Raw genomic sequence first — 22,945 nt, 5'->3', positions numbered from 1 at the left:
TGTTTCCTTTTTTTCAAAATTTTTCTTTATAAAACATTCAGAGAATTTGGTTAATCAATAAATAAGGATTAGAAATATCACCTATTAATTTATTTCAACTAACTTAATTAAAATACACATTAACTATAATAATTTGTATTAAAAATTAAAAATTAAAAATTAAAAATTATTAAATAAAATTAAAATAAATTATTTGTAATTCGGATTTGTTTTTTTATTAAAAATAAATTAAATGTTCTCAATTTTTATTAAGGGATTTTTACAACTTTGCTTATTTTTATTGTTTTAAATTTACATCAATATCATTAAAAATGACATTCGAAAAATTTTTTAAAAAATAGTTTTATAATATCTATCCTGGTTACAAAAAGAATGAATTTAAATTTATACTGATAAATAAAACAGACGAAAAATAGGGGGCGTTATTTAGAATAATAATAATCGGAATGATGAAAAATCGTTTTTAATTTTTTTTAATCTCTAAAACCTGGCTTTTTATCCAACCTCCTTGTAATCGAGTGTTTAATTCATCCCCTATTTGCACCTGCTCAATTTTTTTCAGCATAGATCCAGAAGAAAAACACGTTACACTATAACCTCTTGCTAAAGTCGCCAGTGGACTGACCGTTTCCAATCGGCTGGATACCACCGCAAAACGTTGTACATAATGATGTATTTTTCTTTCCATGGCCGCTTTCAGTTGATGAAACTCTTCTTGTATTTGCTTTTGATACTGATAAATCTGGATCTGGGGAGCTCGACGTAATACGCTTTTTTTGAGGTGAGCTTCTTGATGTATTAACCCCTTCAGCTTTGCTTGAATGATTTTTTCCATGCTGATTTTAAAATGTATCAACTGCATTTTTTGTCGCTCTAATTCCAGCTGTGGATGCTGTTGCTCAATACAATGGCTCAGATGCACAAATCGTTGGCGCAGCTTTGAAAAATAGTAATCCATGGCCATTGCCATGCGTTGCTGATGTGATCCAAGCTTCTGGATGATGTCTCTCCTATCTCTTGTGACCCGCTCAGCTGCAGCAGAAGGCGTGGAAGCACGGAGATCTGCAACCAAATCGGCAATACTCACATCTGTTTCATGCCCAATCGCACTGACAATCGGGAGATCGCTATCAAAAATGGCGCGAGCCACTCTCTCATCATTAAAACAGGATAAATCTTCAAGAGAACCGCCCCCTCGCGCCAAAATAACCAGATCGCATTCCGCACGCCGATTTGCAATGCTGAGCGCTTTGACAATCTGGGAGGGGGCATATTCCCCCTGCACCTTGGTCGGATAAATCACTACAGGCAAAGAAGGGTCACGGTGTTGTAACACTTTTAAAATGTCGAACAAAGCAGCACCATTGACCGAAGTAATGACCCCAAGCTGCTTCACCGAATCAGGAAGGGGTTTTTTGTATTTTTCTGCAAACAGCCCTTCTGCGGCCAATTTTTTTTTTAACTGTTCAAATTTCTGACGCAATATCCCTTCACCGGCCGGTTCCATGCTTTCCACAATCAGTTGATATTCTCCTCTGGGCTCATAAAGACTGACACAAGCGCGTACAAGCACCTGCAGTCCATTTTGTACTTTGAAAAAAATATGGCGATTGTTATTACGGAACATAGTGCAGCGCACCTGTGTTCGTTCATCCTTTAACGTAAAATACCAGTGACCCGAAGAAGGTTGAGAAAAATTAGAAATTTCAGCCATCAACCAAATTTGACCTATGTTTTTTTCCAATATGTCACGAACACGGATATTGAGTTGACTGACTGTCAAAAGATCAGAGAAATGAGAAAGTGGCATAGAATTTCAATTTGAGAAGAGTTTTTAATGAAAAGATATTATCTTGATTGTCATCCATAGACAACCTAAAACCTCCGACGGTACTGGTGAGAAAAATACCGTCAGATAAACTGATTTAAATCGGTGAGCTTATTACATATGCAGGTGCTAAATCTGCCTCCTTTTTTTTTGAATCAGCTAAATGAGAAGCATTGACAAAATTTGATGAAGCAAATTGATTAACATCATCAATCATTAGTGATGCCAGTTGTTGTTCTAACCGCTGCTGACAGGTTAAATCTGAAAATAAGGAATCATTATAATAATCGTCTTCTTCTAATTTTAATTTTATCCAGGCTTTTAATCCGCCTCCTTCTTTTTCTTTTTTTAATTCTTCATGATGAACTATTTTAATTAATTCATTAAATTGACCACTGTCCTCTAAATTTCTTTGATTGTTTACCGACTTTAGCAAAAGATTTATAAAATTCAGGTTTGTATCTTTAAGATAAGCAATAATGGTGGGCGCCACGCTATAAAGAAAAGATTTTTTTTCATTCAAAGGTTCATTAAAATTTTTTGTATCAAAAAAACCCGCATCAATAATTTCTGTGAGATTTAGGTATTTATCTTTTTCCATATAAAAAGCGGCAAAATCGCTTGAAATGTCTCCCTCTTCTGACCGAGAAATATATTCTGACAACCCTTCCATAATAATAGGCCCAAGATCTGTTTTACCTGTCGCGTAAAACGTCAAGGCACGAACAAATGCCGATTTTATCAGACTCAGCGTGTTTATTTTTTTAGAATAACATTTGTCCAGATTCACATACATGTTACTGATGTAACTTTCTTTTAATGATGGATCTGTAAACGCATAAAATTGATTCGGATCAACATCATTTTTTATCGAAAATTGAGCATAATTATCGTCTTCCTGAAAAACAAATAATTTAAAATTCACTTGATGTTCATCGCTTGTAACAGGAATAAAATTTTTTAAGCAAAATTTTTGATCAAAAATATCTAAAGCACGTTTTAAGCTTGCATAAATTTTATCTTCAGTAAAATGTTCGCTACCATTTGAAAATGCCGTTTCTGAAAAAACATCAATATTAAAAACTAACCTGGGATTAAAATGAATCGATATTTTTTTTTGAAAAGTTAAATCTGTTTTTTCGTTATTTTTTGATGAGAGTTTGAATTCTCCACCTTTTGGTAAATAAACCTGGGATTGTATATATATCTCTTTAATATTTTGCATGCTCATGGTTTTATGCAAAAACATGTCAATTGCTGTTTCATATAAACGATGACATTTTTCACGAGTGAGTCCGTTTTCTAAATTATCTTCGATAAATTTTTTAAGTGCTTCTGGAGTTGCCATATTTTTCAATAAAGTTTCATTTTCTTTAAGAAAATCTTGAATATTTGAAAAATATACCGCTCGCGTTTTATCCTGTTTTTGAAAAGTTTCACATCTTTCATTTAATGATTTTAATAGTTCAGTAATGTTATTTTTTTCATCATCACTGGTAGAGATACGATCTATATCGTAATCTACTATACGAAGAAAATAATTTTTTACTTGATTAATGCAATTTTGTTTATATAAAAACTCGCTAAAAAATTTTAAATCTATCATGTCATTTTTAGATGAAGTTTTTATATGGCTGCCTGTTTTATGATATGTGAGCTCTAAATCTTCATTTTTCTCTTTAATCCATGAAATATTTTCTACTGTTTTTTGCATTATTTATTTCTCCAAAGAATTTTTGTTAATAAATAATCAGCTTCTGATTATACTTTTATAAAAGCATAAACTATCATAGTATCAAAAAAGGGTTTTTACCAAAAATCAGAATCATTTTCGTTTTATTTAAAATAAATCAGTCAAAATATATTTAATTTTGATTGATTTATTTTAAAAAACAGAGATAATTTTTTATAAAAATAATGCGGGATAAATTGATTTAACCTAGGGCTGTCTGTTTGAATAAAGCTCACTTGGGTACTGTTTTTGTGGATAATATGAACTATGATTTTTAGTAGATATTCGCTCTTCAGAATAGAAACCAGCCCACACTTGTTTTAATAAGTTTGGTTGATTATCTAAGTATCTTTTTTGCCGCTTTGAATTCGCTTCTAATTTTAAGTCAACCCATTTTTGAAATCCATTATTATTATTTTCTTCTTCCTTATAAATATTTTTCATCATTTGATTAAAGTAGTGTCCGGATGTGGAATTTTTTTTATCGTATTTGATAGCATCAAATAAATTTTCAATAAAATATAAGTTTTTTTCCTCGAAATAAGCAATAAGGGCGGGGCCTATTGTGTAAGAATTAAGCTGGTTTTCCTTAAAATATTCAGGATTCATAATATTTTTTAGACTTAAATCTTTCGGCACTTTTCCTTTTACAGAGTGGATAAAAGAAGAGACAAAATCAGTCGATGTCTTTCTTTCTGATAATCCGACAATATACATGGCTATGCCCTCTAAAAAAACATTTTTAATACCCATTTTACCAGTAGCATAAAAAGTCAAAGCGTGGACAAATTCGTGCTTTATAGTTGATAAACTATCGTTTAAAGTTTTCTCTGTATTGACATACATATTAGAAATATAGCTCAGCTCAGCTCCTTGTGCAAAACCAACGTGATTGGTAAAGCCGTTCTTTTCATGTCTATTAAAAAATTCTTTGTATTTTTGAGCATCTTCGAAAAGAAACAATCTGAAATTAGCCTGATTAGCATCGCCTTTAAAAGGTATATTATCTGTTTTTAAACCAAAGGTTTTATCAAAAAGAATTAAAACATCTGTTAAAGATTTACGAATTTCGTTTTCATTCGGCAAATCATCAGAATATATTTCTTTTCCTGAAAAAATATCAATATTAAAAACCAGCCTGGAATTAAAATGAATCGATATTTTTTTTTGAAATTTCAAACCTGTTTTTGTTTCATAAATATAGGGTTGTATTTTTTCATCTTGTTTTTTTAGTAATTTTTTAAATTCTGTATTTGTTGGCTCAGAAATAAGGTGCTTACTATATATATTTATAATATCTTTAATACTCATGCTTGTATGAACGAGATTTTTAGATATTTCTTTATATAACATATTATACTGTTCTTGATTTATGGTTTTTGAAAGAGATTTATTTAAAAAATTAATAATTTTTTCTTTTTTTTGATCCGATCTATTCATGTTTTCGAGTTCTTCTGTTATTTTTTTTGAAATGTGAGCCATTTCTTTTAAAATATTTTTATTTTGTGGGATATTTTTTTTAAAAAAATCAGTTATTTTTTTATCAGAATAATTAAATTTTTCAATTAAATCTTTTGAATCAAGACGTTTACTCGAATAAATGTAATTTATATGATGAATATAAGTACTAACAAGCAAATTAAGTTCTCGTTTTTTAATTAAAAATTTATAGAAACCATCTGAATCAAAAATAATTTTTTTATTTAATGTATCATTTTTATTTTTTTGAACATTTTCACTTTTATATGAAGAGATTTTTACATTTTTTATATTATTGGTTTTTATATATTTGTCGGTTTTTCTTATATCAAAATTACTATCAGTATTTGATTGATTATCTTTTGATATTAAATTTTTTAACTCATCTTCTGTAAAAAGAGATTGTGTATTATCCAGTTTATTTATTGATTTTGAGTAATTTATTATATATTTAATATCAAAGCTTTCTTTTCCTAATGCTACTTGTCCCATTTTTTCAGAAATATCTTTATATAAATAATCATATTGCTTTATTGTAATATCTCCATCAAACATTTTTTTACGAATCAACTCATAAAAAGCATGATCGTTTGTGATCAATAAACGATGATATTTATCATCCGAATTGCTTGCTGAATTTTCCATTCCATTTTTTTTAAAAACTTTTTTTATGACTCTTGTTTTATCTTGAGTTATAGACATAAATTATTTTCCCGTTGTGTTAAATAATAATTTTTCTCAAAAATTTTCAGAGATTAATTTTTATGTTGTGATAAATAAATTTTATTTTTAATAAATTTATTAAAAAAATTGAATTTTAATTTATTATAATTATTATTATAAATAATCAAAATTATTATTTATTATTTATTATTAAAAATAAATTATTTATATTTTTAATTTAATTTTTATTATTTAATTAATATAAAAAATTTCATTTTTTATTAAAAACTCAACACTGATTTACTTTGGGTCATTTCAGCTTTACATCAATACCTTCAAAAATTATACTCGCAAAAATTTTTAACGGAGAGCCTGATGGATACGCGAAGTTGTTACAAAAAAAATACATTGATGATTGATAAACACAAATAAAGCAGGCTGACTCATCCCCCTTGATTTTCTGCCTGCCCCAAAAAAGCGTAGGCAGCACTCCTTTACTTCTGGAGCTCATCGAGTTCTACACACCCAAAATCCAAAATATGTTTTATGCTTTTAAAACCTGTCGGATATTGCAAACAGGTTTTTGAGCACAAACAGATACACGCAAAGTGTAAAAAGCGAGATAAATGATGATCACAATTCTTGATAAAACCTTTGGGCGTCATAAACCCAAAAAATCTTTTTTGATCCAGGAAGAGGCTAAAAACAGCTTGGATTCCACCTTATCTAAACTGAATACGCATTTGCAGGGATTAACAGAGGAAGACGCGCAGGAGCGACTTGAGAAATCAGGCATCAATAATGTCGCGCATGAAAAAGCACCTCATGCGTTGATTCAGTTGGTTTATGCCTTTAATAATCCTTTTATTTTTGTGTTAATCGTTTTGGGCGCGATCAGTTTTTTTACAGATTATTGGTTGCCCTTACAAAGATCTGAATCTGCCGATTTAACCGGCGTTTCAATTATCTTTATCATGGTGATGTTGAGCGGCCTGTTGCGTTTTTGGCAGGAGTATCGCACCAATAAAGCCGCCGAAACGTTGAAGTCGATGGTGCGTACCACGGCCACCGTACTGCGGCGATCGGATCTCAATGGGCAAGGCGTGAAACAGGAAGTGTCGATTCAAGAGCTGGTTCCCGGAGATATGATTTATTTGTCAGCAGGAGATATGGTGCCGGCGGATGTTCGTTTAATTCACTCCAGAGATCTTTTTATCAGTCAGGCGATTTTGACCGGTGAAGCCATCCCCATTGAAAAATACGATGCGCTCAGCTGTATCACTCAAAAATCGAATGCCGTGAATACGGATAATGAAAACCAGCTCTTGGAATTATCTAATATCTGTTTAATGGGCACCAATGTGGCGAGTGGGACGGCCACCGCCGTCGTAGTGGCCACAGGAGATAAAACCTATTTTGGATCCTTGGCAAAATCGATTGTGGGGACAAGAGCTCAAACCGCCTTTGATAAAGGGGTCAACAGTGTCAGCTGGCTTTTAATTAAATTTATGTTGGTGATGGTACCCGTGGTGTTATTGATCAACGGTTTCACAAAGGGCGACTGGATGGAAGCCACTTTGTTTGCTTTGGCTGTGGCCGTTGGTCTCACCCCTGAAATGTTGCCTATGATTGTGAGCGCCAATCTGGCTAAAGGGGCAATTGCGATGGCCAGACGCAAGGTGGTCGTCAAACGTTTGAATGCCATTCAAAATTTTGGGGCGATGGATGTGCTTTGTACTGATAAAACAGGCACTTTGACGCAAGATCGGATTATTTTAGAACATCATTTAAATGTAAGGGGAAATAAAGACAGTAGGGTATTACAGCTGGCTTGGCTGAACAGTTTTCATCAAAGCGGTATGAAGAATTTAATGGATCAAGCGATTATTAAATTTAGCCGGGCAAAACCTGAAATTGATTTGGTTCGGGGTCATCTCAAAATAGATGAGTTACCTTTTGATTTTATTCGTCGACGTTTATCTATTGTGGTGCAGGATGAGGATCAAAAACAAAAATTGATCTGTAAAGGTGCCGTTGAGGAAATGTTGTTCATCGTGACACACATACGCGATGGGGATACAGTTTATCCATTAGATGAAGCGAGACGAAACGCATTGTTAGCGTTAGCCAATGAATATAACCAGGATGGTTTTCGCGTGTTGATGTTGGCGACTCGTGCATTAGGAGCGGAAGGGGTGAATTTACCTTTGAGCGAAGCCGATGAAAGAGATTTGATTGTGGAGGGGTTGTTAACCTTTCTTGATCCTCCCAAAGAAAGTGCACAGGCCGCTATTGCCACACTCTGTGAACACGGAGTGTCGGTCAAAGTGTTGACCGGAGATAACCCCATTATTACCAGTAAAATTTGTCGTGACGTGGGGTTAGATCCCGGAGAGCCTTTAAGTGGCGTTGAAATTGAGCAAATGGAAGATGAAGAATTATCGAAGCAGGTGGAGGCACGCACTGTTTTCTGCAAATTAACGCCATTGCAAAAATCACGAGTGCTGAAAATGCTTCAATCGAACGGGCATACTGTGGGTTTTCTGGGGGATGGGATCAATGACGCGCCTGCGTTACGTGATGCCGACGTGGGAATTTCTGTTGATAGTGGCACTGATATTGCAAAAGAATCCGCCGATATTATTTTGTTAGAAAAAAATTTAATGGTGTTGGAAGAGGGCGTCATTAAAGGGCGGGAGACATTTGGGAATATCATCAAATATTTGAATATGACGGCCAGTTCCAATTTTGGGAATGTGTTTTCCGTTTTAATCGCAAGTGCATTTATTCCTTTTTTGCCGATGTTAGCCATTCATCTTTTATTACAAAATCTGATGTATGACATTTCTCAACTTTCTTTGCCTTGGGACAAAATGGATAAAGAATTTGTGCGTAAACCTCGTCAATGGGATGCCAAAAATATTAAGCGTTTTATGATCTGGATCGGACCTACCTCATCCATATTTGATATCACAACTTACGCTTTAATGTGGTTTATTTTTGCCGCGAATACGGTTGAACATCAAGCTTTGTTTCAATCAGGTTGGTTTATTGAAGGCCTTCTTTCGCAAACGTTGGTGGTGCATATGTTGAGGACCCAAAAAATTCCTTTTATTCAAAGTACCGCTGCGTTGCCGGTATTATTGACGACAGGATTGGTGATGGCCATAGGGATTTATATTCCTTTTTCCCCGTTGGGAACATTGGTAGGTTTACAACCTTTACCATGGCAATATTTTCCTTGGTTAGCAGCAACATTAATCAGCTATTGCGTGCTGGCTCAGTTGATGAAGCGTTATTATATTCGACGTTTTGGTGAATGGCTTTGAGCATCGATTTTTGATGACTCTGGGTGCCATTATTTAAAAAAATAAAATGAGATAATGGCGCCATTGCCTTCAAGGGGTGAAATAAAAAAGTTGCTTTATAGAACTTTTTATGATTGAATTTGCGCCGGCCTGTGGTACAGACCTATTTATGCACGACATCTTGAGTAAAGTAGTTCATTTTAAGCGTTATCCTCGATAGCTCTTCACTGACAATTTCCTTCATAGTGCCTCCATAAGTAACGACCGATAACTGGCTTTAGCACGCCCATTGGTGGCAATATTTTTTATATACAGGAAATATAAGATGTCTTCTCAAAAACAAAAAGGTTCAGTAAAGTGGTTTAACGAGTCTAAAGGCTTCGGCTTTATTACTCCTGCTGACGGCAGCAAAGATGTGTTTGTGCATTTTTCAGCTATTGACAGTTCAGGGTTTAAGACTTTAGGTGAAGGTCAAATGGTCGAATTTAGTATTGAAAATGGCGCTAAAGGTCCATCTGCTGCAAATGTTTCAGTGATCAGCTAGTTTTATTACACCTTAGGATGAGGATTAACCTCATCCTTTTTTTTATCCTTTCTCTTTAAGTTCAGTTTTTTTCATTTCTCAGATTGATTTTTTATTACTGCTGCCATGGTTTTTGCCGCTTCTTTCCAGCCTTTCGCCAATGTAAACACCAAGGCATCGTATCCATTGTCTATTTGTTTCAGTTCAAAATAAAACGGCTGTTTCGTCATTTGATCATGATGTTGTATTAACCAGACGCCAGAAATGATCACACTGCCATCGTAACGCCCCTGAAAGGCGTCTACTCTGACACTCAGTGTCCATTGATCGGTATTGATCGATTGGCTCGACAAAAACCAGTCGGGCAGAGAATGGCTTAAATTTATGAGTAACGCTTGCTGCAATTGCTGATCCAATGGGCTCGCCCATAGATGATGTTGGGCAGTGACGTAGCGGACACCATTAGTTTGATAGGCCAAGCCAGAGCTGGCTAAATAATCAGAAAGCTGTACAGGCTTGATCCAGAGCGTTTTCCCCGTTTGAGTATATTCGGTCGAAAGCGGCTCTTTCAACAAAGGCAGAGGTAGTTGATAGTAAATTATTTTTTGTAAGTCTGTTTTATCACTACAGGCATTGAGTAAAAAAATAAAAATAAAAAGCGTCAGTTTTATTTTTTTCATTATTTTTTTGCCTTCATGGGTTGAGGATCTTGAGAAGGGGGCGCCTGAAATATCAGGGCATTACTTTTCGTATTCAGAGTACGTAATAGAGGTTGTAATTCACGTAAAATGTCGTTTAATCCCTGCAAATTTCCCATCATTTTATGGTAGCCCTGAGAACCTGGTTCAAATCCTTTGATGCTTTCACTGAGCTGATGAAGCGTCTTTTGAAAAGTGTCAGGCAAGTTTTTCATGCCTTTGCTGCCCATTATTTCATTCAATAGCGTCAATGTTTTTTGCATTTTTTGCATGGTTTTTTGACTTTCAACCAATGTTTGGGTGAATTGATTGAGCGCAGGCTCCATGGCGAGCTGATTTATTTTATCCAGGATATCATTCACTTTTTGTTGTATTTGGGTTGTACCACCACTGATAGTGGGCAATAAAGGATAACCTTCTAAACTTTGAAACTCTTTCCAAGGTTTGGCATTTGGATAAAAATCCAGATCCACAAATAAGGCGCCCGTGATTAAATTGCCTGATTTCAGGGCAGCGCGAAGCCCATTTTGTTCTGCTTCTTTTAACATTTTTAAATTAATGTCTTTGCCTAAACCACTTTTAAAACGTGCTGGCTCAATTTTAATGAGGACCGGAATATGAAAGTCATGATCAAATGGTTGGGGTTGTGGCGCTTCTTTGAAAAAAAATGGGGCTTCAGAAACGGTTCCCACTCGAACACCGCGAAATTCGACCGGTGCACCTGATTGCAATCCTCGAATGGAATCAGAGAAAAACAGTAAAAAATCCTTGTGTTCTGCGTAAAGTGAATTTTGGATGCTGGCTTTACTATCAAATAATTGAAATTGGGTTTTATTGTTTACAGGTTCACCTAATTCGAGACCTTTTGGTACGTCAAAACTCACGCCTCCGCCAAACAAAGTGAGTAAAGAAGAAATTTCAACACGCATCCCCTGTGATGAGAGGTCAAGCGCAATCCCGCTATCTTGCCAAAAACGGACGTTTGTGGTCACCAGACTGTCATAAGGGGAGTTAATAAATAATTGGTAGTTCATCAAACGGGAAGCCACATCAAAATGACTGGTTTCTACAGAACCCACCCGGTAACCACGAAAAAGAACAGGATCTCCAGGGTTAATCTGGCGATCTTGATCGTTGTATAACAAAATTCTAATGCCTTTTGCATCAGGGGAAGCCAGAGGCGGCGCGGTCAATAATTCAAATTTCTTGGGAGGCGCGCCTTTGATGCCAGGTCGGAGCTCAACATAAGCCCCAGAGAGTAATGTACTCAATCCAGACACCCCAGCCCGGCCGATTTCAGGTTTAATGACCCAAAATACGGAGTCTTTACGAAGCAAATTTTCCATACCCTTATAGAGGCGCGCTTTAATGATGACATGGTTTAAATCACGGCTAAGAACCACTTTTTCCACCATGCCTACATCCACGTTTCGGCTTTTTATTTTAGTTTTACCGGCTTGAATCCCTTCTGCGTTGTAAGTGACTAAGCTCACTTCCTGGCCCAGATGACTGAAGTGATAAAATAATATCCAGGCGCCTATGAGTATTGTGACAATAGGGATGATCCAAACAGGAGACCAGCGTCTGATTTTTTCTATTTCGGCGTCTTTTAAAAAGGAGTTTGGATTTAAATCATTCACTTTACTTTTCCTTTACTTGATTTGCTTGCGCTATCCCAAATCAGTCTTGGATCAAAGCTGGATGCCGCCAGCATGCTTAATATGACCATCAAAGCAAACAATAAAGCCCCAATATCAGGATAGATACTGGCGAATTGATTGATGCGTACTAATGTCGATAAAAGCAAAATAACAAAAATATCGATCATGGACCAACGACCTATAAATTCGATGACGCCGTAAATAAAATGCATGCGAATGGCGTCTATGTTCCCTTTTCTAATGCCCCAGCAGAGCCAGGTTGTCCCGAGCATTTTTAACAATGGGACCAGAATACTGGCAATAAAAACGATGATTGCAATAGGATAAGAGCCTTCACTCCAGAGCAAAATAATGCCAGATAAAAGAGTGGCAGGTATTTTATCTCCGAATGTTTCGGTGATCATCATAGGCATAAAATTTGCGGGAATATACAACAGAAACGAGCTAAAAAGCAGTGCCATAGTCCATTGTAGACTGTAAGGGCGCCGAGCATGAGCATAAGTATGGCAACGCGAACATTTTTTTTCATGCAAGATGACAATGGCCGTGCAGGTTGGGCAGGAATACAGGCCTTGACTTAAACCGGTTTGGCCTAGAATGAATGATTTTTTGAGTGGTGGGGTAACGCCGATATATTGCCATAGTATTCGACGATCGATGCATTGAAATGCTCTGACTTGCGAGAAAGCAAAAAAACAGTAAGCCGTAAAACTGCACCCAATATGAATATCACTATAGGTCATGAGTTTCACAAAACTAACCAAAACGCCCGCGAGAAATATTTCTGCCATGCACCAGGTTTTTAATTTCAAGATGCTTTTCGCCAGAAAAATTTTCAATCCAACAGGAATGGGAATGGGCATAAAGAGCAAAATAATACCCGTCATACAAAAAGCAGGGAGAAATTGTACCAACACGATAAACAATATCGCCATACTGGCATATTGATCTTCTAGCATTACTGTTGGGATTTGAATTAAATCAATGTTTTTTTCAATACCCGCCACATTCATAATCAACAATGAAAAAAGCTGAGCTAAAAAAAGCATCCATAATGAACACAGTGCGTAAAGTAAGGGCTGTTTTCGAGGTTCTTCCCAATAAGAAGTCAGCGTTTTTTTGCAACGAGGGCAGACCGCTTTTTTGCCGTAAGTTAAAGGAGGGATCTGCAATAATGTGTCGCAATAAGGACACAACATAAGAGCGTTTCTTTGAACTTCTTGATGATGCTGCTGAATGGTATTAGACAAAACGAGTCTCCTAAAGTGGATTACTCCTTTCTATCAGTCATATAAGTGAATTTTATAATCCATTATGATGATCGTAATCATAGCATAATCAAGAATAGGCAATATTTTAAATAAAAATTATTTAAAAAACAAACGAATAAGAAATTTTTAGGTTAAAAAACAGGCAATAAAAGACCATAAAATGGGATAAAAGCCGATATTTAAAGTGTGATTTAACAATCACTTAAATTTTATTATGACCTGTGATTTGGCTCAAAATCAGGACATTCAGTGCTTTTTTCACTCTTTCATTTTCCAGTCACTTTCCTTTCTTAAACTTCCTTCCAGCCGGACGCCGTCATCATATAAGCAGTTGGGCACGGCGGTCATTGAAAATGATATTTGACCCCGATGGTACCCCGGGTGTCTGCGTACTTTTTTTTCCCGATTTGCTGAGCCACATGGCCCCATAGATGTAAACGCGAACTGAGTTTTGCGTCCACGCCCATTTTGAATTCCCCAAGGTGACGCGCCCCTTGAATCTCATACTTTCTGTCGTCCATCCTGATGGCCGTCGGCTTGGGTTGATAAATCCAGTTCGCTTCAATAAAAGGTTCAAACTCCCGTTGTTTTCCTTCATCCTGCGGACTGTGCCCCAGCAGATGCGCCCGTAAACCCAGTCGACTCTGCAGGTAATTCCCTTGACCCGTCACCCGGGTGCCGTTCTGGTCAGTGTGGTTCTCCGGCTTGACGTCCATCCAGGTGAGCTGCGCTTTGGGCTGAACCCAAAAACTGTGCAGTATTCCCGAGCGGGAAACATATTCCCCTACCTTCAACAGATATCCCCCCTCCACAGACGCGGTCACCCCCCGGCTTTTGTAAGACTCCGTACGCCGCTCTTCAGGCGTCACCTCATTCTTGAGCCAGTGATACAGCGCCCAGGTATCGACGTAAAAACCCGAAGGCGCTTTGCGGTTTTGATACCAGGTGGCATACCCCCCTGCACTATAGCCCCGCACCTTCCCTTGCGAGGAAATCTCATTCGTACGATGATGCGCTGTTGCTGTACTCATGCCCATATCCGCCCATCACCCCCAGATGGTAACGGTTGAGGCCATCAGAAGACCACTGGGCGATGTCTCCGCCGAGCATCATCACATAGCGGTGAGATTGCCCGTCGTTGTCAGACAGGGAAGAGGTATGATGACCTCCTGACGCCCTTATCCACATCCCAGGGACAGGGCCTCGGTATACTGGGTTTCACCTAGGCGCTCATGCAGGGTCATGTGAAACATCGTATTGGCCGCGTGAAGATTCTGGGCATAGCTGAGGCTCTCAGGTCGGGCAAACCATGAGGACACCAGATACCAATCGTTTGGGTTTTCTTGATTGCCTTTTTGTAGAGAGTATTGATAAGAGCCGGCCACGATGGGGCCATCCTGAACAAAGGTGCCGTCAGTGCCCTCTTTGGCTTCAATCAGTCGAATGCCGTCTTTGGTGGCGCCCCCTTTCCCACCCACATTACGCACTGTCACACGGGTGGTGCCTTTGGAGGATTGATTGATAATCAATTGATTCGCCGGCGAATCGTCGCCTTCCAGGCGGGCGTGAAACAGGATTTTCCCGGAATTGCCCTCGTAATCGTCTGTGGTGAGGGTAGAAAACGAAGCGGTGTCATGAGGGGATTTAAAGACAATCTCTCCTGCATTTTTCAAGTTTGTTACAGTAGCATTGTTGGTAAACGACCAGGTACTGCCAGAATCCAGGGTCAGTTTGGCTTTATTCCCACCCTCCGCCACGATGTTCCCGGACAGGGCTGTCTGGTTCAGCGTTAAATCGACTTCTCCTTCTGTCCCGGTAAAATGAATGGCATGTCCACTGCCCGGCGGGGAGATAACGACCTTGCTGAAAACAATGTTCGTTTTTCCGCCTTTAGACACAATCAGGTCACCGGCGGCATGGAGAGACCCTCCCGTGATGGCCACTGTCGTGTCTGTGGCGCCTGTTTCCGAATACAGCACCGCGGAGGGTGTGGCCAGGGTTTGAATATGGCTGTCATGAAGATGAATCGTTGAATTTTCGTTAGCGTTTATAGCATTAGCACCTTGACCCGCTACCTGGATGTCCAGATGATGGCCTGTCACCCTGGCATTCTTCACTGCGACAATACCAAAAGCGTTTTCACCGTGACTGCTCAGGGTGCTGTCTTGGATATCCACTGTGGAATCTCCTGAAATATTTATAGCGTTGGCACCTTGCCCCTCTGCCTTGATGTCCAGATGATGGCCTGTCACTTTGGCACGCTCCAATGCGACAATACCAAAAGCGTTTTGCCCGATACTGCTCAGGGTGCTGTTTTGGATATCCACTGTGGAATTGCTGTTAGCGTCTATAGCTCTGACATTTTCCCCCTCTACCTTGATGTCCAGATGATGGCCTGTCACCTTGGCAGAATCCCATGTGAGAATACCAAAAACTTTTTTCCCGTGACTGCTGATGGTGCTGTCTTTGAGAGTTATTTTTGCACTGTAAGAAGTGACCGCTTTGCTATCATCTCCCTGTGAATTTATCTTCAGTTGATGACCCGTGACCTCTGTGTCTTGTCCTGAGGCCCAAAGACCATAAAATTTATTTTGGGTGCCGCTGAGGGTGCTGTTCCCAATATCCACTTTTGCCCCTGTCTGAACAGCGACCGCGGTGTCGTTGGCATCCTTCAAGGTTATCTCCATGTGCTTGGCTGTCAGGGTAGACTTGTCTATCGCCCAAAGACCATAAGAACTTCCTGTATCTTGTGTTTCAACTTTAATTTTTTGCTCTTCAGTGCCTTCCAGCATCACAGAGGTGCCCTCTCCAGTGGCTTTGACGGCGGCTTTTTCATTTCCACCGCTGGATAGGGATAGAGGTTGTCCTGGTCGATTATTCACTTGAGCTTGATTCCTTGCCTCTATCCCCTCAAGGTAAGCCTGTTCAGTCAACTGACTTGTTCCTCCATTAAAAATCTGTGTTTCTGAAACACTGCCCCCACTGTGTATCAACATCGTCAGCACAGACAGCCTGAGGGTGTGCAGTGTGATTTTTTTGTATCGCATCGTTTTTCACTCTATTGGAAGGGATGGGCTCGTGATGGATGTCGCGTCATACAGACTGATTAATATATTGACCAATTCAATAATTAAATAAGCTTTTACAAAAAAGTCAAATTTCTAATGAGCAAAAGGAGGGAACAGATGAGGGGTTTTTTTGAGGCGCTTTGAATAAGCAAAAACAAAGGGTGGATTGTATTGAGGGTAAAAGAGGAAGCGAAAGGGGGGCTGATTCTTAAGCGGTCAGGAAAATAAAACGAGCCTGCACCCAAATCTGGGTACAAGTCCCTTCATCCTACCCCCTCGGCACTTCTGGCCAGGCTATTTGCCCCGCCTTGGGGTCAATGCGATGAAGGGCGACGCGATAGGTTTTCCAGGCGTTAAGGGTGTATTTTTTTCTCAATCAGGGAGGCGCCAAAACCCCCATCCTCAAGCGCCTCGAACAATGTAGTTGAACGCCACATTACGAGGCCGGTTTTCGTGGGCGGTGGGGACAACCCGGGAGGCATCAAACGCAGAGACGGAGCCCCAGTTATCAGGGTCGCCTCTTTTGATGGCCGCGCTAAATGTCGAGGTCTGATAAAAAGCCCCAGTGGCGGTCACCCAGGGAGCCCATTGCCCTTGCCTCACATACCCGAACTGGCCCGTGATGTTTCTGATGGCATCCCCCTGTGTGCTCAATACCGTTCTGCCCGTATCGACCTGTCTTCCTGCATCTGCACCCCGAATAAATTCTCCCCTTAAGTCCGGTAACTGTCCTGAAGGATAGGCTGAGGCCAGAAGGGGATACTGTGTTTTGTCAAATCGGGCGCCATTGCACAGAAGCCACCCGGTCGGTGGCCTGTCCGTCGGCCAGGGCAGAGGCACCCCAACCGGGACTTCCAGACGTAATATTTGTGGCGTCACCGCATTCACATCGGTGGCGGTGAGCTGCACATCCTGAGTCAGGGTTTTGCCATTAATTTTACGATGATACGGGATGGCCTCCTTGGCCAGTTCGACCGTTTCTGTCAATCCGAGGTTTTCTATAAATTGCGCTTTGTCCGGTATGTCCTTGCCGTTTTTCTTTTTAGACAGCTTTCGATTTGTTTAATCTTGTCCCTGTTTTTTCAATGACGGTGCAGAGTTCTTCCTGGAAGTGTTCTGGTCAAATAATTTCGGAGAAAACTCAAGAAGTTTTACACCCATGAAAGTTTAAATGCTTTCATCAATGGTGTTTGGTGATCATTCACACTGTGCGGCCTGACTCGATTGTCATCATGAGTGAGGCAAGGCAGTACATGAGTTTGTGCTTGTTGAACAGTGTTGTAGCCCTACTTTGGGCGCCATTCTGACTTTAAACAGCCAAAAAAACGCGCCATGGGGGGATGATCCCAACAATTTCCCCGGCTGTTTTATCTGATACTGCCACAGATGTGGTCGATACGATAAGCGACTATAATGACTCCCCTGGTCTGAATGAAAGAGGACATTTTTCGGTCTTCCCCGTGATTCGCAAGCTAACATGAGTGCCTGTTGAGTCAGTTGACTGTCGGGAGAAGTGGAAAAAGCCCCCCCCCCAGGATTTTTCTTGCATATAAGTCGAGTACAACCGCGAGATAAAGCCAGCAAGTACCGGACCAAATGTCAGTAACATCGCCACACCCCACCTGATTGGGAGCCTTGACGGTAAACTCACGATTCAAGTGTTCAGGAGCATAAACGGCTTTTTTACCACTGCGTTGATAACGAGGCTGGCGTGGCTTGCTTTCAATGCCTGCCTCACGCATCAATTGGGCTGTTTTGTAGCGCCCTGCGGGCGCTCCTTCCTGCTTCAGCGCGGCCGATAACGTGCGGGACCCTGCCGCGCCCCGGCTATTTCTGTGTCATTCCATCAGCCGTATTTTCAGGCGTTCACGTTCAGGGGTGCCTTTTTTCTGCCGATGACATTGATAATAGTCAGTACTTCGATTGAGGCCAAAGACATCACATCATTCTGTTTTAGGGTAATCCTCACTTCAGTCATTAATGAGGCTTATCGATTGTAAAAGTCTGACATTAAGAGAGCTGAAGCATTTTTGAGGATATCTTTCTCCCGTTCAACCTTGCGGAGTCTGGCTTCCAGCTCTTGAATCCGTTGTTGGTCTGCTGTCATTGTTTTACCCTGGGAAATAGTTTGTCCACTTTTTTCGCTCATTGACCGCTTCACCCCATCACGGAGGGCGCTGATACTCACACCCATGGCTTCACTGCCTTGACGAAACGGGTAATTTTGTTCGATAACCAGATGGGCTACTTCGCGTTTCAATTCTGGTTTAAATGTTGGCTGAGACATTTTCTTGTACTTCCTTTGTTCAGTAACGCTTTCGGGATTAATTTACTGGCTGAATTCATTAAGCCAGAACAGTTCTGTCTCATCCCTTACCTGGAAAGCCTATCGTGTTGCCCTTCATCGCCTACCCCAAGGCATAGGTATCTACACATCTTTATGGATATCTGCTATTAGGTTATAGCATGATCTGAACTTATAGCTGACCGAAATTATTTCGTTCAGCTATGGCAGTGTTAACAAAGTAAATTAAAGACCTTAAGACAAGCGATAGCGAAGAAAGAAAAGAAGGTGATATCGAGTTTATCAAAGCGTAAAGCGAGTCTTTTTTGTTCTTTTATGCTGAAGAAGAAACGTTCAATCGCAGAGCGTGTTTTGTATTTTTCTTTATCATTAGGTTGAATGCCGGTGCAAACAGCCCCTTTTCGTCGGGGTATCACAGGGCTCTTTCCACTATCCCGGATTAATTTTCTGACATCAAAAAAGTCAACTCCCTTATCAGCGATGATGTAGCTCACCTTCCTCCCATTTCCCTTTATCCACAGCTCAGTAAAGGCTTTCATATCGGAGCGCTGTCCTTCAGATAGACAGGCACTCCGGAGAAAGCGGCCTGAAAGACCCACGTGAATTTGAGTGCTCACGCCTTTTCGGCCGCGCCCTATCGATTGAGGTCCCTTTTTTTAAGGCTTCCTGAGCCGTGTCGGTGGATGGCGACCGTCGTACTGTCTACCCATGTACAGTCCATTTTGATTTTCTTTTTTTGTTGTAAACGATAAAGCAAGTTCCAGAACAAGCCATTTTCACTCCATCTTTTAAAGCGCATATAAATCGTATGCCAATGACCGTATAAATCAGGTACATCACGCCAAGGGATACCCGTTCTCAATACGTACAAAACAGCTGAAAAAAACTGATAATGACTGATGCTTGCAGGTCTGCCTGGACGTTTATCATATTTTATAATATGAGGTTCGATGATTTTTATAAAATCACACTCTTTGAGCGGATAGTGCCTGTTTTTCATTTCTTTATCCCCCTAAAAAACAGAGAATATCTTAACATTAACTTTGTTAACAGTGCCATGGCTGAACGAAATAATTTCGGTGACGTCATGTAATGAGAAAATAAAGCATCGATACTGCAATTGACCGCTCTTCTTTTGCTTTTTGCTTCTGCCCATTTATGCTCAATAGGATAGATATTCAATGATATGCCCCGCGTCATCGATCACTTTTTGAGTGTCCAAACGTTTGTGGAAGGTCGCATTATCCATGACCACCACAGAGTCGGGGGGCAAACTCGGCAGAAGTATCTGAATGACCCCAGCGTGAAACACATCACTATTCACAGAACAGATGAACAATCCCACCGCCATCAGCGCTTTTCCCAGTAACGCACCGATGTACATTGGTTCGCCCCTTTGCCTGCCAATTATGTTGACCGAAACAGCGTTGACCCCGTGGGGCATAGCCATATCAACGCGGCATATCATGGGCAAAGCCGCTTTCATCCAGGTAAACGACTGATTTTCGCGGTTTTTCATAGTCAGCTATCTTGTTTTGGAAGGCTTGCCTCATATCTTCGTTGGCCTTGGGATGATTGAGGGTTTTTTTTATAGGTGACGCCCAAATGTTTCAGGGCGGACCAAATGGCTTTGGTACACACCCCGAAACGTTTAGCCCTTTCATGCTGATAAGCATCCGGGTAACGCTCAACATCCTTGAGTAAAGCCGCTTTATCTATTTTACGCTGCCGGGGGAAGAGGGGTTCTTTTCAATTCGCTTCAGCCAGCGGGTAATCGAAGTGGCACCGATGTGAAAGCGTTTTGCCGTTTCTCTTATGCTCCACTTTTCTTTTTCTCTTACATTGAGCACGTGACGGCGAAAATCAACTGAATGACTCATCTCTCTCCCTTTCGAAATCATTAAATTTATTTCGTTAAGCTATATCAGCGTCTGAGGTGCATTTTACCGTTGGGCGTGATGGAGGGGAGTTTTGCCATGTTGAGGCGCGGGTTCACGGTGAACTGCACTGTCTGGACTGCATCGACAGGGACGAAGGGATGGCGCTGGCGTCCACCATTATTCTGTCGATGTGTTGACGTCACCGGGAAGCAGTTTTACCCCCATCTTCATCAGGATGGCCGCATTGCTGAACGGTTTTTAAAGCCACTGGGGATATTTGGCGCACGCTATGCGCATATGCCTGCCGTCGGGGGTCTGTATGTGGTGATGCGTCTGATTCAGGAGGAGGGCGATGCCGTCCCGGATTTTGAATCATTGGGCTTTTTGCCCGACCAAATTAGGGTGCTGAAACGCCTGTTGCGCCGTCCCGAAGGCATGATCATTTTATCCGGGCCCACTGGCTCCGGGAAATCCACCACGCTCCGCACCGCCTCCGCCGCCTGGCTGGCGCTATGGGGCTATATCAATAAGTTACCGAGACGGCGACTGTTAACCATTGAAGACCCACCCGAAGGCCGTATTGATGGCGCAATCCAGACCCCGATCATTGCGGACAGGAAAAATCCCGAAGAAATCAAACGGGCATGGCTGTTATCGATGTCGTATGCCTTGCGCTGTGATCCGGATGCCATTTTAAACGGCGAAATCCGCGATCTGGAATCCGCTCTTACCGCCCTGAAAGCGGCCATGACCGGTCATCTGGTGATGACGACCCTGCACGCCAATGATGGCCTGAATATCCTTGAGCGACTGGAAATAGAAGGGGTATCCGCCCGGCTACTGGCCGATCCGCAGTTGTTGATGGGGCTGATAAGTCAACGTCTGGTTCAGCGCTTATGCCCGCACTGCAAAGTCCCTTATCAGCAGGTCGCCGGGCAGCTGAGGCAGACGATCGCAATCTGATTGAACACCACTGTCAGCCTGAAAAGGTGTTGATGCGCCATGTGGAAGGCTGCGCACACTGTTATCACGGGATTGTTGGGCGGATGGTGGTGGCAGAAGTGATTGCCCCGGATGCCCCCTTTTTTGAACTGTACCTGACAAAAAGCAAGGCGGCCGCGAAAACCTACTGGCATCGTAAACTAGGTGGCATGACCCGTAATCAGTACGTATTGCACTACATCCATGCAGGAGAAGTGGACCCACTGGCCGCCCATTGTATTTGTCCCATCGATGAAGACAGTTATACGTTGTTGCCTCAATAACTTACACACATTGTTGTTTATGTGTATTATGATGACTTTATCATTGTATGAGTGCATGAGTAATGAATATATATAAAAAAACAACATTTGCGGTCTTCTCTATGGCCCTTTTAACTTCATCTTTATCTGGATGTCTGGTTAAAAAACCAGAGAAATCAAATGAAGCTGCCAATGATATTTTAAATGAAAAGTTTTATAGTAGTTTGTTGGTTATTCCTGTCACCATCAATAATAAATCATATCGTTTTTTAGTTGATACTGGGGCTAGTACTACCGTTATCAACGAAGGAACAGCTAAAGAAATAACACAGGAAGTTTCATACTCAACGCTGCATCCATTCCATAAGGAAATTCTTTCTAACGTTAAAACGGTTCACGATAAAATCGACGTTGAGAATCTTAAATTGCTTAAGCCAGTGAAGATGTTTATTGGTAATGAAGAAGTCAGTGATAATGAAATCTGGATTGCAAAGGATTTAAGTCTTCTTACTCAAGCATCCGGTACAAATATAGATGGTATTATTGGGATTGATACCTTTAGAAAATTTAACTGGCTTGTTGATAATAAAAAAGGACGTTTAACCATATCGAGAAAATCACCTCCAATATCAACTTACTCACACTGTGTAGCATACGAAGATGCCTATGGAAAATCCCCATACTTTTATCTAGATTATGGAAATAATGATTTTATTAAGATGCAAATTGATACAGGGCACAATGGCAGTGATTTTGGAAACGATTTTATTGAGCACGCAAAAAAACAAAAAGGGAAAATAACACCTATCGAATATAGCGTTACAGCAGCTGAAGCAACAGGGCTGATTAAAATCAGTCAGTATATAATTACGGGTTTAACCTTTAATAATCATCCGGTTGGGGAAATGATCATATCAGAAAACAACAACAATCAATATTTTTTAGGGATGAATTTCCTGTCACGATTTAATCAATATGCTTTTATGCCGAGCAAAATGCTTTTCTGCTATAACACAAACTCATTGTATAAAGAACATCAATACCCCATCAGACACATTGGTGTCAGGTATTATAATGAGCACCTCGAGATTTTCTATAATGACAAAAAAGAACTTGATCAATATCATCTTAAAGATGGTGATGTCATTAAAAGCATTAACGGCATAAATTATTCACCACGAGAAATTAAAAAAGTCGGTGAAATTTTATCATTAACCCCAAAAAACAAGTTAACCTTGATTATTGAACGTCTAGGCGTTAAGCAAAAAATTGTGATTTAATCATT

General features: G+C 40.2%; 22 protein-coding genes and 1 pseudogene. 5 read left to right on the top strand and 18 right to left on the bottom strand.

Features of this window, described 5'->3' with window-relative positions:
• Positions 1-463: 463 nt before the first annotated feature.
• The 3 genes from xseA to AACL23_RS00540 form a co-directional block, all read right to left on the bottom strand.
• Entirely contained in the window at positions 464-1,810 is a 1,347-nt protein-coding gene (gene xseA / locus AACL23_RS00550; RefSeq protein WP_339049466.1) for an exodeoxyribonuclease VII large subunit, read from the bottom strand.
• A gap of 115 nt (positions 1,811-1,925) precedes the next feature.
• On the bottom strand, positions 1,926-3,542 hold the full coding sequence (locus AACL23_RS00545; RefSeq protein WP_100096688.1) for a hypothetical protein: 1,617 nt from the start codon (positions 3,540-3,542) through the stop codon (positions 1,926-1,928).
• Positions 3,543-3,767: 225 nt separating this feature from the next.
• Positions 3,768-5,741: a hypothetical protein gene (locus tag AACL23_RS00540; RefSeq protein ID WP_339049463.1), complete on the bottom strand. Its 1,974-nt coding sequence runs from the start codon at positions 5,739-5,741 to the stop codon at positions 3,768-3,770.
• A gap of 593 nt (positions 5,742-6,334) precedes the next feature.
• Between AACL23_RS00540 and mgtA the strand changes: the two genes are divergently transcribed.
• Complete coding sequence (mgtA, locus tag AACL23_RS00535) at positions 6,335-9,031, top strand: magnesium-translocating P-type ATPase (protein WP_407078900.1); 2,697 nt, start codon at positions 6,335-6,337, stop codon at positions 9,029-9,031.
• 304 nt (positions 9,032-9,335) lie between these two features.
• Positions 9,336-9,554 (top strand): transcription antiterminator/RNA stability regulator CspE, encoded by a 219-nt coding sequence (gene cspE, locus AACL23_RS00530; protein ID WP_015873731.1) that lies wholly within the window; start codon positions 9,336-9,338, stop codon positions 9,552-9,554.
• Positions 9,555-9,625: 71 nt separating this feature from the next.
• On the opposite strand, the gene pqiC is transcribed toward cspE, so the two are convergent.
• The 15 genes and pseudogenes from pqiC to AACL23_RS00460 form a co-directional block, all read right to left on the bottom strand.
• Positions 9,626-10,213, bottom strand: a complete 588-nt coding sequence (pqiC, locus tag AACL23_RS00525; protein ID WP_015873732.1) for a membrane integrity-associated transporter subunit PqiC — start codon at positions 10,211-10,213, stop codon at positions 9,626-9,628.
• The gene (gene pqiB / locus AACL23_RS00520; RefSeq protein WP_100096691.1) at positions 10,213-11,871 is read right to left on the bottom strand and encodes an intermembrane transport protein PqiB; all 1,659 of its coding nucleotides are present in this window, start codon (positions 11,869-11,871) and stop codon (positions 10,213-10,215) included. The genes pqiC and pqiB overlap by 1 nt, the downstream gene beginning before the upstream one ends.
• Positions 11,868-13,142, bottom strand: a complete 1,275-nt coding sequence (gene pqiA, locus AACL23_RS00515) for a membrane integrity-associated transporter subunit PqiA (RefSeq protein ID WP_044612331.1) — start codon at positions 13,140-13,142, stop codon at positions 11,868-11,870. The genes pqiB and pqiA overlap by 4 nt, the downstream gene beginning before the upstream one ends.
• A gap of 365 nt (positions 13,143-13,507) precedes the next feature.
• Entirely contained in the window at positions 13,508-14,194 is a 687-nt protein-coding gene (locus AACL23_RS00510; RefSeq protein ID WP_339049456.1) for an autotransporter outer membrane beta-barrel domain-containing protein, read from the bottom strand.
• Complete coding sequence (locus tag AACL23_RS00505) at positions 14,160-14,351, bottom strand: autotransporter outer membrane beta-barrel domain-containing protein (protein WP_339049454.1); 192 nt, start codon at positions 14,349-14,351, stop codon at positions 14,160-14,162. Before AACL23_RS00505 ends, AACL23_RS00510 begins: the two co-directional genes overlap by 35 nt.
• A complete protein-coding gene (locus AACL23_RS00500) occupies positions 14,342-16,210 on the bottom strand; it encodes an autotransporter outer membrane beta-barrel domain-containing protein (protein ID WP_339049452.1) in 1,869 nt (622 codons plus the stop codon). Before AACL23_RS00500 ends, AACL23_RS00505 begins: the two co-directional genes overlap by 10 nt.
• Positions 16,211-16,499: 289 nt before the next feature.
• Positions 16,500-16,607, bottom strand: coding sequence for a tail fiber assembly protein (locus AACL23_RS10155; protein ID WP_171967449.1), 108 nt, complete (start codon positions 16,605-16,607; stop codon positions 16,500-16,502).
• Between the two features lie 26 nt (positions 16,608-16,633).
• Positions 16,634-17,098, bottom strand: coding sequence for a phage tail protein (locus tag AACL23_RS00495; RefSeq protein WP_100097118.1), 465 nt, complete (start codon positions 17,096-17,098; stop codon positions 16,634-16,636).
• Positions 17,099-17,724: 626 nt separating this feature from the next.
• A pseudogene (locus AACL23_RS00490) lies at positions 17,725-18,057 on the bottom strand (IS3 family transposase); the annotation flags it as partial.
• Positions 18,058-18,218: 161 nt separating this feature from the next.
• Positions 18,219-18,518 (bottom strand): transposase, encoded by a 300-nt coding sequence (locus tag AACL23_RS00485; RefSeq protein ID WP_339049449.1) that lies wholly within the window; start codon positions 18,516-18,518, stop codon positions 18,219-18,221.
• Between the two features lie 230 nt (positions 18,519-18,748).
• On the bottom strand, positions 18,749-19,153 hold the full coding sequence (locus AACL23_RS00480; protein ID WP_158530960.1) for a transposase: 405 nt from the start codon (positions 19,151-19,153) through the stop codon (positions 18,749-18,751).
• A 17-nt stretch (positions 19,154-19,170) separates the two neighbouring features.
• On the bottom strand, positions 19,171-19,536 hold the full coding sequence (locus tag AACL23_RS00475; protein ID WP_012737981.1) for a transposase: 366 nt from the start codon (positions 19,534-19,536) through the stop codon (positions 19,171-19,173).
• 162 nt (positions 19,537-19,698) lie between these two features.
• Positions 19,699-20,055: a hypothetical protein gene (locus tag AACL23_RS00470; RefSeq protein WP_339049366.1), complete on the bottom strand. Its 357-nt coding sequence runs from the start codon at positions 20,053-20,055 to the stop codon at positions 19,699-19,701.
• 2 nt (positions 20,056-20,057) lie between these two features.
• On the bottom strand, positions 20,058-20,255 hold the full coding sequence (locus AACL23_RS00465; protein ID WP_268904247.1) for an IS630 transposase-related protein: 198 nt from the start codon (positions 20,253-20,255) through the stop codon (positions 20,058-20,060).
• Positions 20,252-20,416: a helix-turn-helix domain-containing protein gene (locus AACL23_RS00460; RefSeq protein ID WP_202944087.1), complete on the bottom strand. Its 165-nt coding sequence runs from the start codon at positions 20,414-20,416 to the stop codon at positions 20,252-20,254. The genes AACL23_RS00465 and AACL23_RS00460 overlap by 4 nt, the downstream gene beginning before the upstream one ends.
• A gap of 78 nt (positions 20,417-20,494) precedes the next feature.
• Here AACL23_RS00460 and AACL23_RS00455 point away from each other — a divergent pair, with 78 nt between their 5' ends.
• The 3 genes from AACL23_RS00455 to AACL23_RS00445 all read left to right on the top strand — a co-directional run bounded on the left by AACL23_RS00455 (position 20,495) and on the right by AACL23_RS00445 (position 22,940).
• Entirely contained in the window at positions 20,495-21,379 is an 885-nt protein-coding gene (locus AACL23_RS00455; protein WP_339051504.1) for a GspE/PulE family protein, read from the top strand.
• 41 nt (positions 21,380-21,420) lie between these two features.
• Positions 21,421-21,681, top strand: coding sequence for a hypothetical protein (locus AACL23_RS00450; protein ID WP_339049438.1), 261 nt, complete (start codon positions 21,421-21,423; stop codon positions 21,679-21,681).
• A 62-nt stretch (positions 21,682-21,743) separates the two neighbouring features.
• A complete protein-coding gene (locus AACL23_RS00445; RefSeq protein WP_100096529.1) occupies positions 21,744-22,940 on the top strand; it encodes a retropepsin-like aspartic protease in 1,197 nt (398 codons plus the stop codon).
• Positions 22,941-22,945: the final 5 nt, after the last annotated feature.

Origin of the sequence: Candidatus Williamhamiltonella endosymbiont of Tuberolachnus salignus, from assembly GCF_964019775.1 — a bacterium.
GTDB classification, from domain to species: Bacteria; Pseudomonadota; Gammaproteobacteria; order Enterobacterales; family Enterobacteriaceae; genus Hamiltonella; species Hamiltonella defendens.
Note: the sequence above shows the minus strand (reverse complement) of the source record. Positions and strands in the feature narration are given on the sequence as shown.

Excerpts from the sequence above, each read along its gene's own strand:
- xseA (WP_339049466.1), bottom strand. The coding sequence starts at position 1,810 with ATGCCACTTTCTCATTTCTCTGATCTTTTGACAGTCAGTCAACTCAAT.
- AACL23_RS00545 (WP_100096688.1), bottom strand. The coding sequence starts at position 3,542 with ATGCAAAAAACAGTAGAAAATATTTCATGGATTAAAGAGAAAAATGAA.
- AACL23_RS00540 (WP_339049463.1), bottom strand. The coding sequence starts at position 5,741 with ATGTCTATAACTCAAGATAAAACAAGAGTCATAAAAAAAGTTTTTAAA.
- cspE (WP_015873731.1), top strand. The coding sequence starts at position 9,336 with ATGTCTTCTCAAAAACAAAAAGGTTCAGTAAAGTGGTTTAACGAGTCT.
- pqiC (WP_015873732.1), bottom strand. The coding sequence starts at position 10,213 with ATGAAAAAAATAAAACTGACGCTTTTTATTTTTATTTTTTTACTCAAT.
- AACL23_RS00510 (WP_339049456.1), bottom strand. The coding sequence starts at position 14,194 with ATGAGTACAGCAACAGCGCATCATCGTACGAATGAGATTTCCTCGCAA.
- AACL23_RS00505 (WP_339049454.1), bottom strand. The coding sequence starts at position 14,351 with ATGTGGATAAGGGCGTCAGGAGGTCATCATACCTCTTCCCTGTCTGAC.
- AACL23_RS00500 (WP_339049452.1), bottom strand. The coding sequence starts at position 16,210 with ATGCGATACAAAAAAATCACACTGCACACCCTCAGGCTGTCTGTGCTG.
- AACL23_RS00485 (WP_339049449.1), bottom strand. The coding sequence starts at position 18,518 with ATGTCTCAGCCAACATTTAAACCAGAATTGAAACGCGAAGTAGCCCAT.
- AACL23_RS00475 (WP_012737981.1), bottom strand. The coding sequence starts at position 19,536 with ATGAAAAACAGGCACTATCCGCTCAAAGAGTGTGATTTTATAAAAATC.
- AACL23_RS00470 (WP_339049366.1), bottom strand. The coding sequence starts at position 20,055 with ATGAAAAACCGCGAAAATCAGTCGTTTACCTGGATGAAAGCGGCTTTG.
- AACL23_RS00460 (WP_202944087.1), bottom strand. The coding sequence starts at position 20,416 with ATGAGTCATTCAGTTGATTTTCGCCGTCACGTGCTCAATGTAAGAGAA.
- AACL23_RS00455 (WP_339051504.1), top strand. The coding sequence starts at position 20,495 with ATGGAGGGGAGTTTTGCCATGTTGAGGCGCGGGTTCACGGTGAACTGC.
- AACL23_RS00445 (WP_100096529.1), top strand. The coding sequence starts at position 21,744 with ATGAATATATATAAAAAAACAACATTTGCGGTCTTCTCTATGGCCCTT.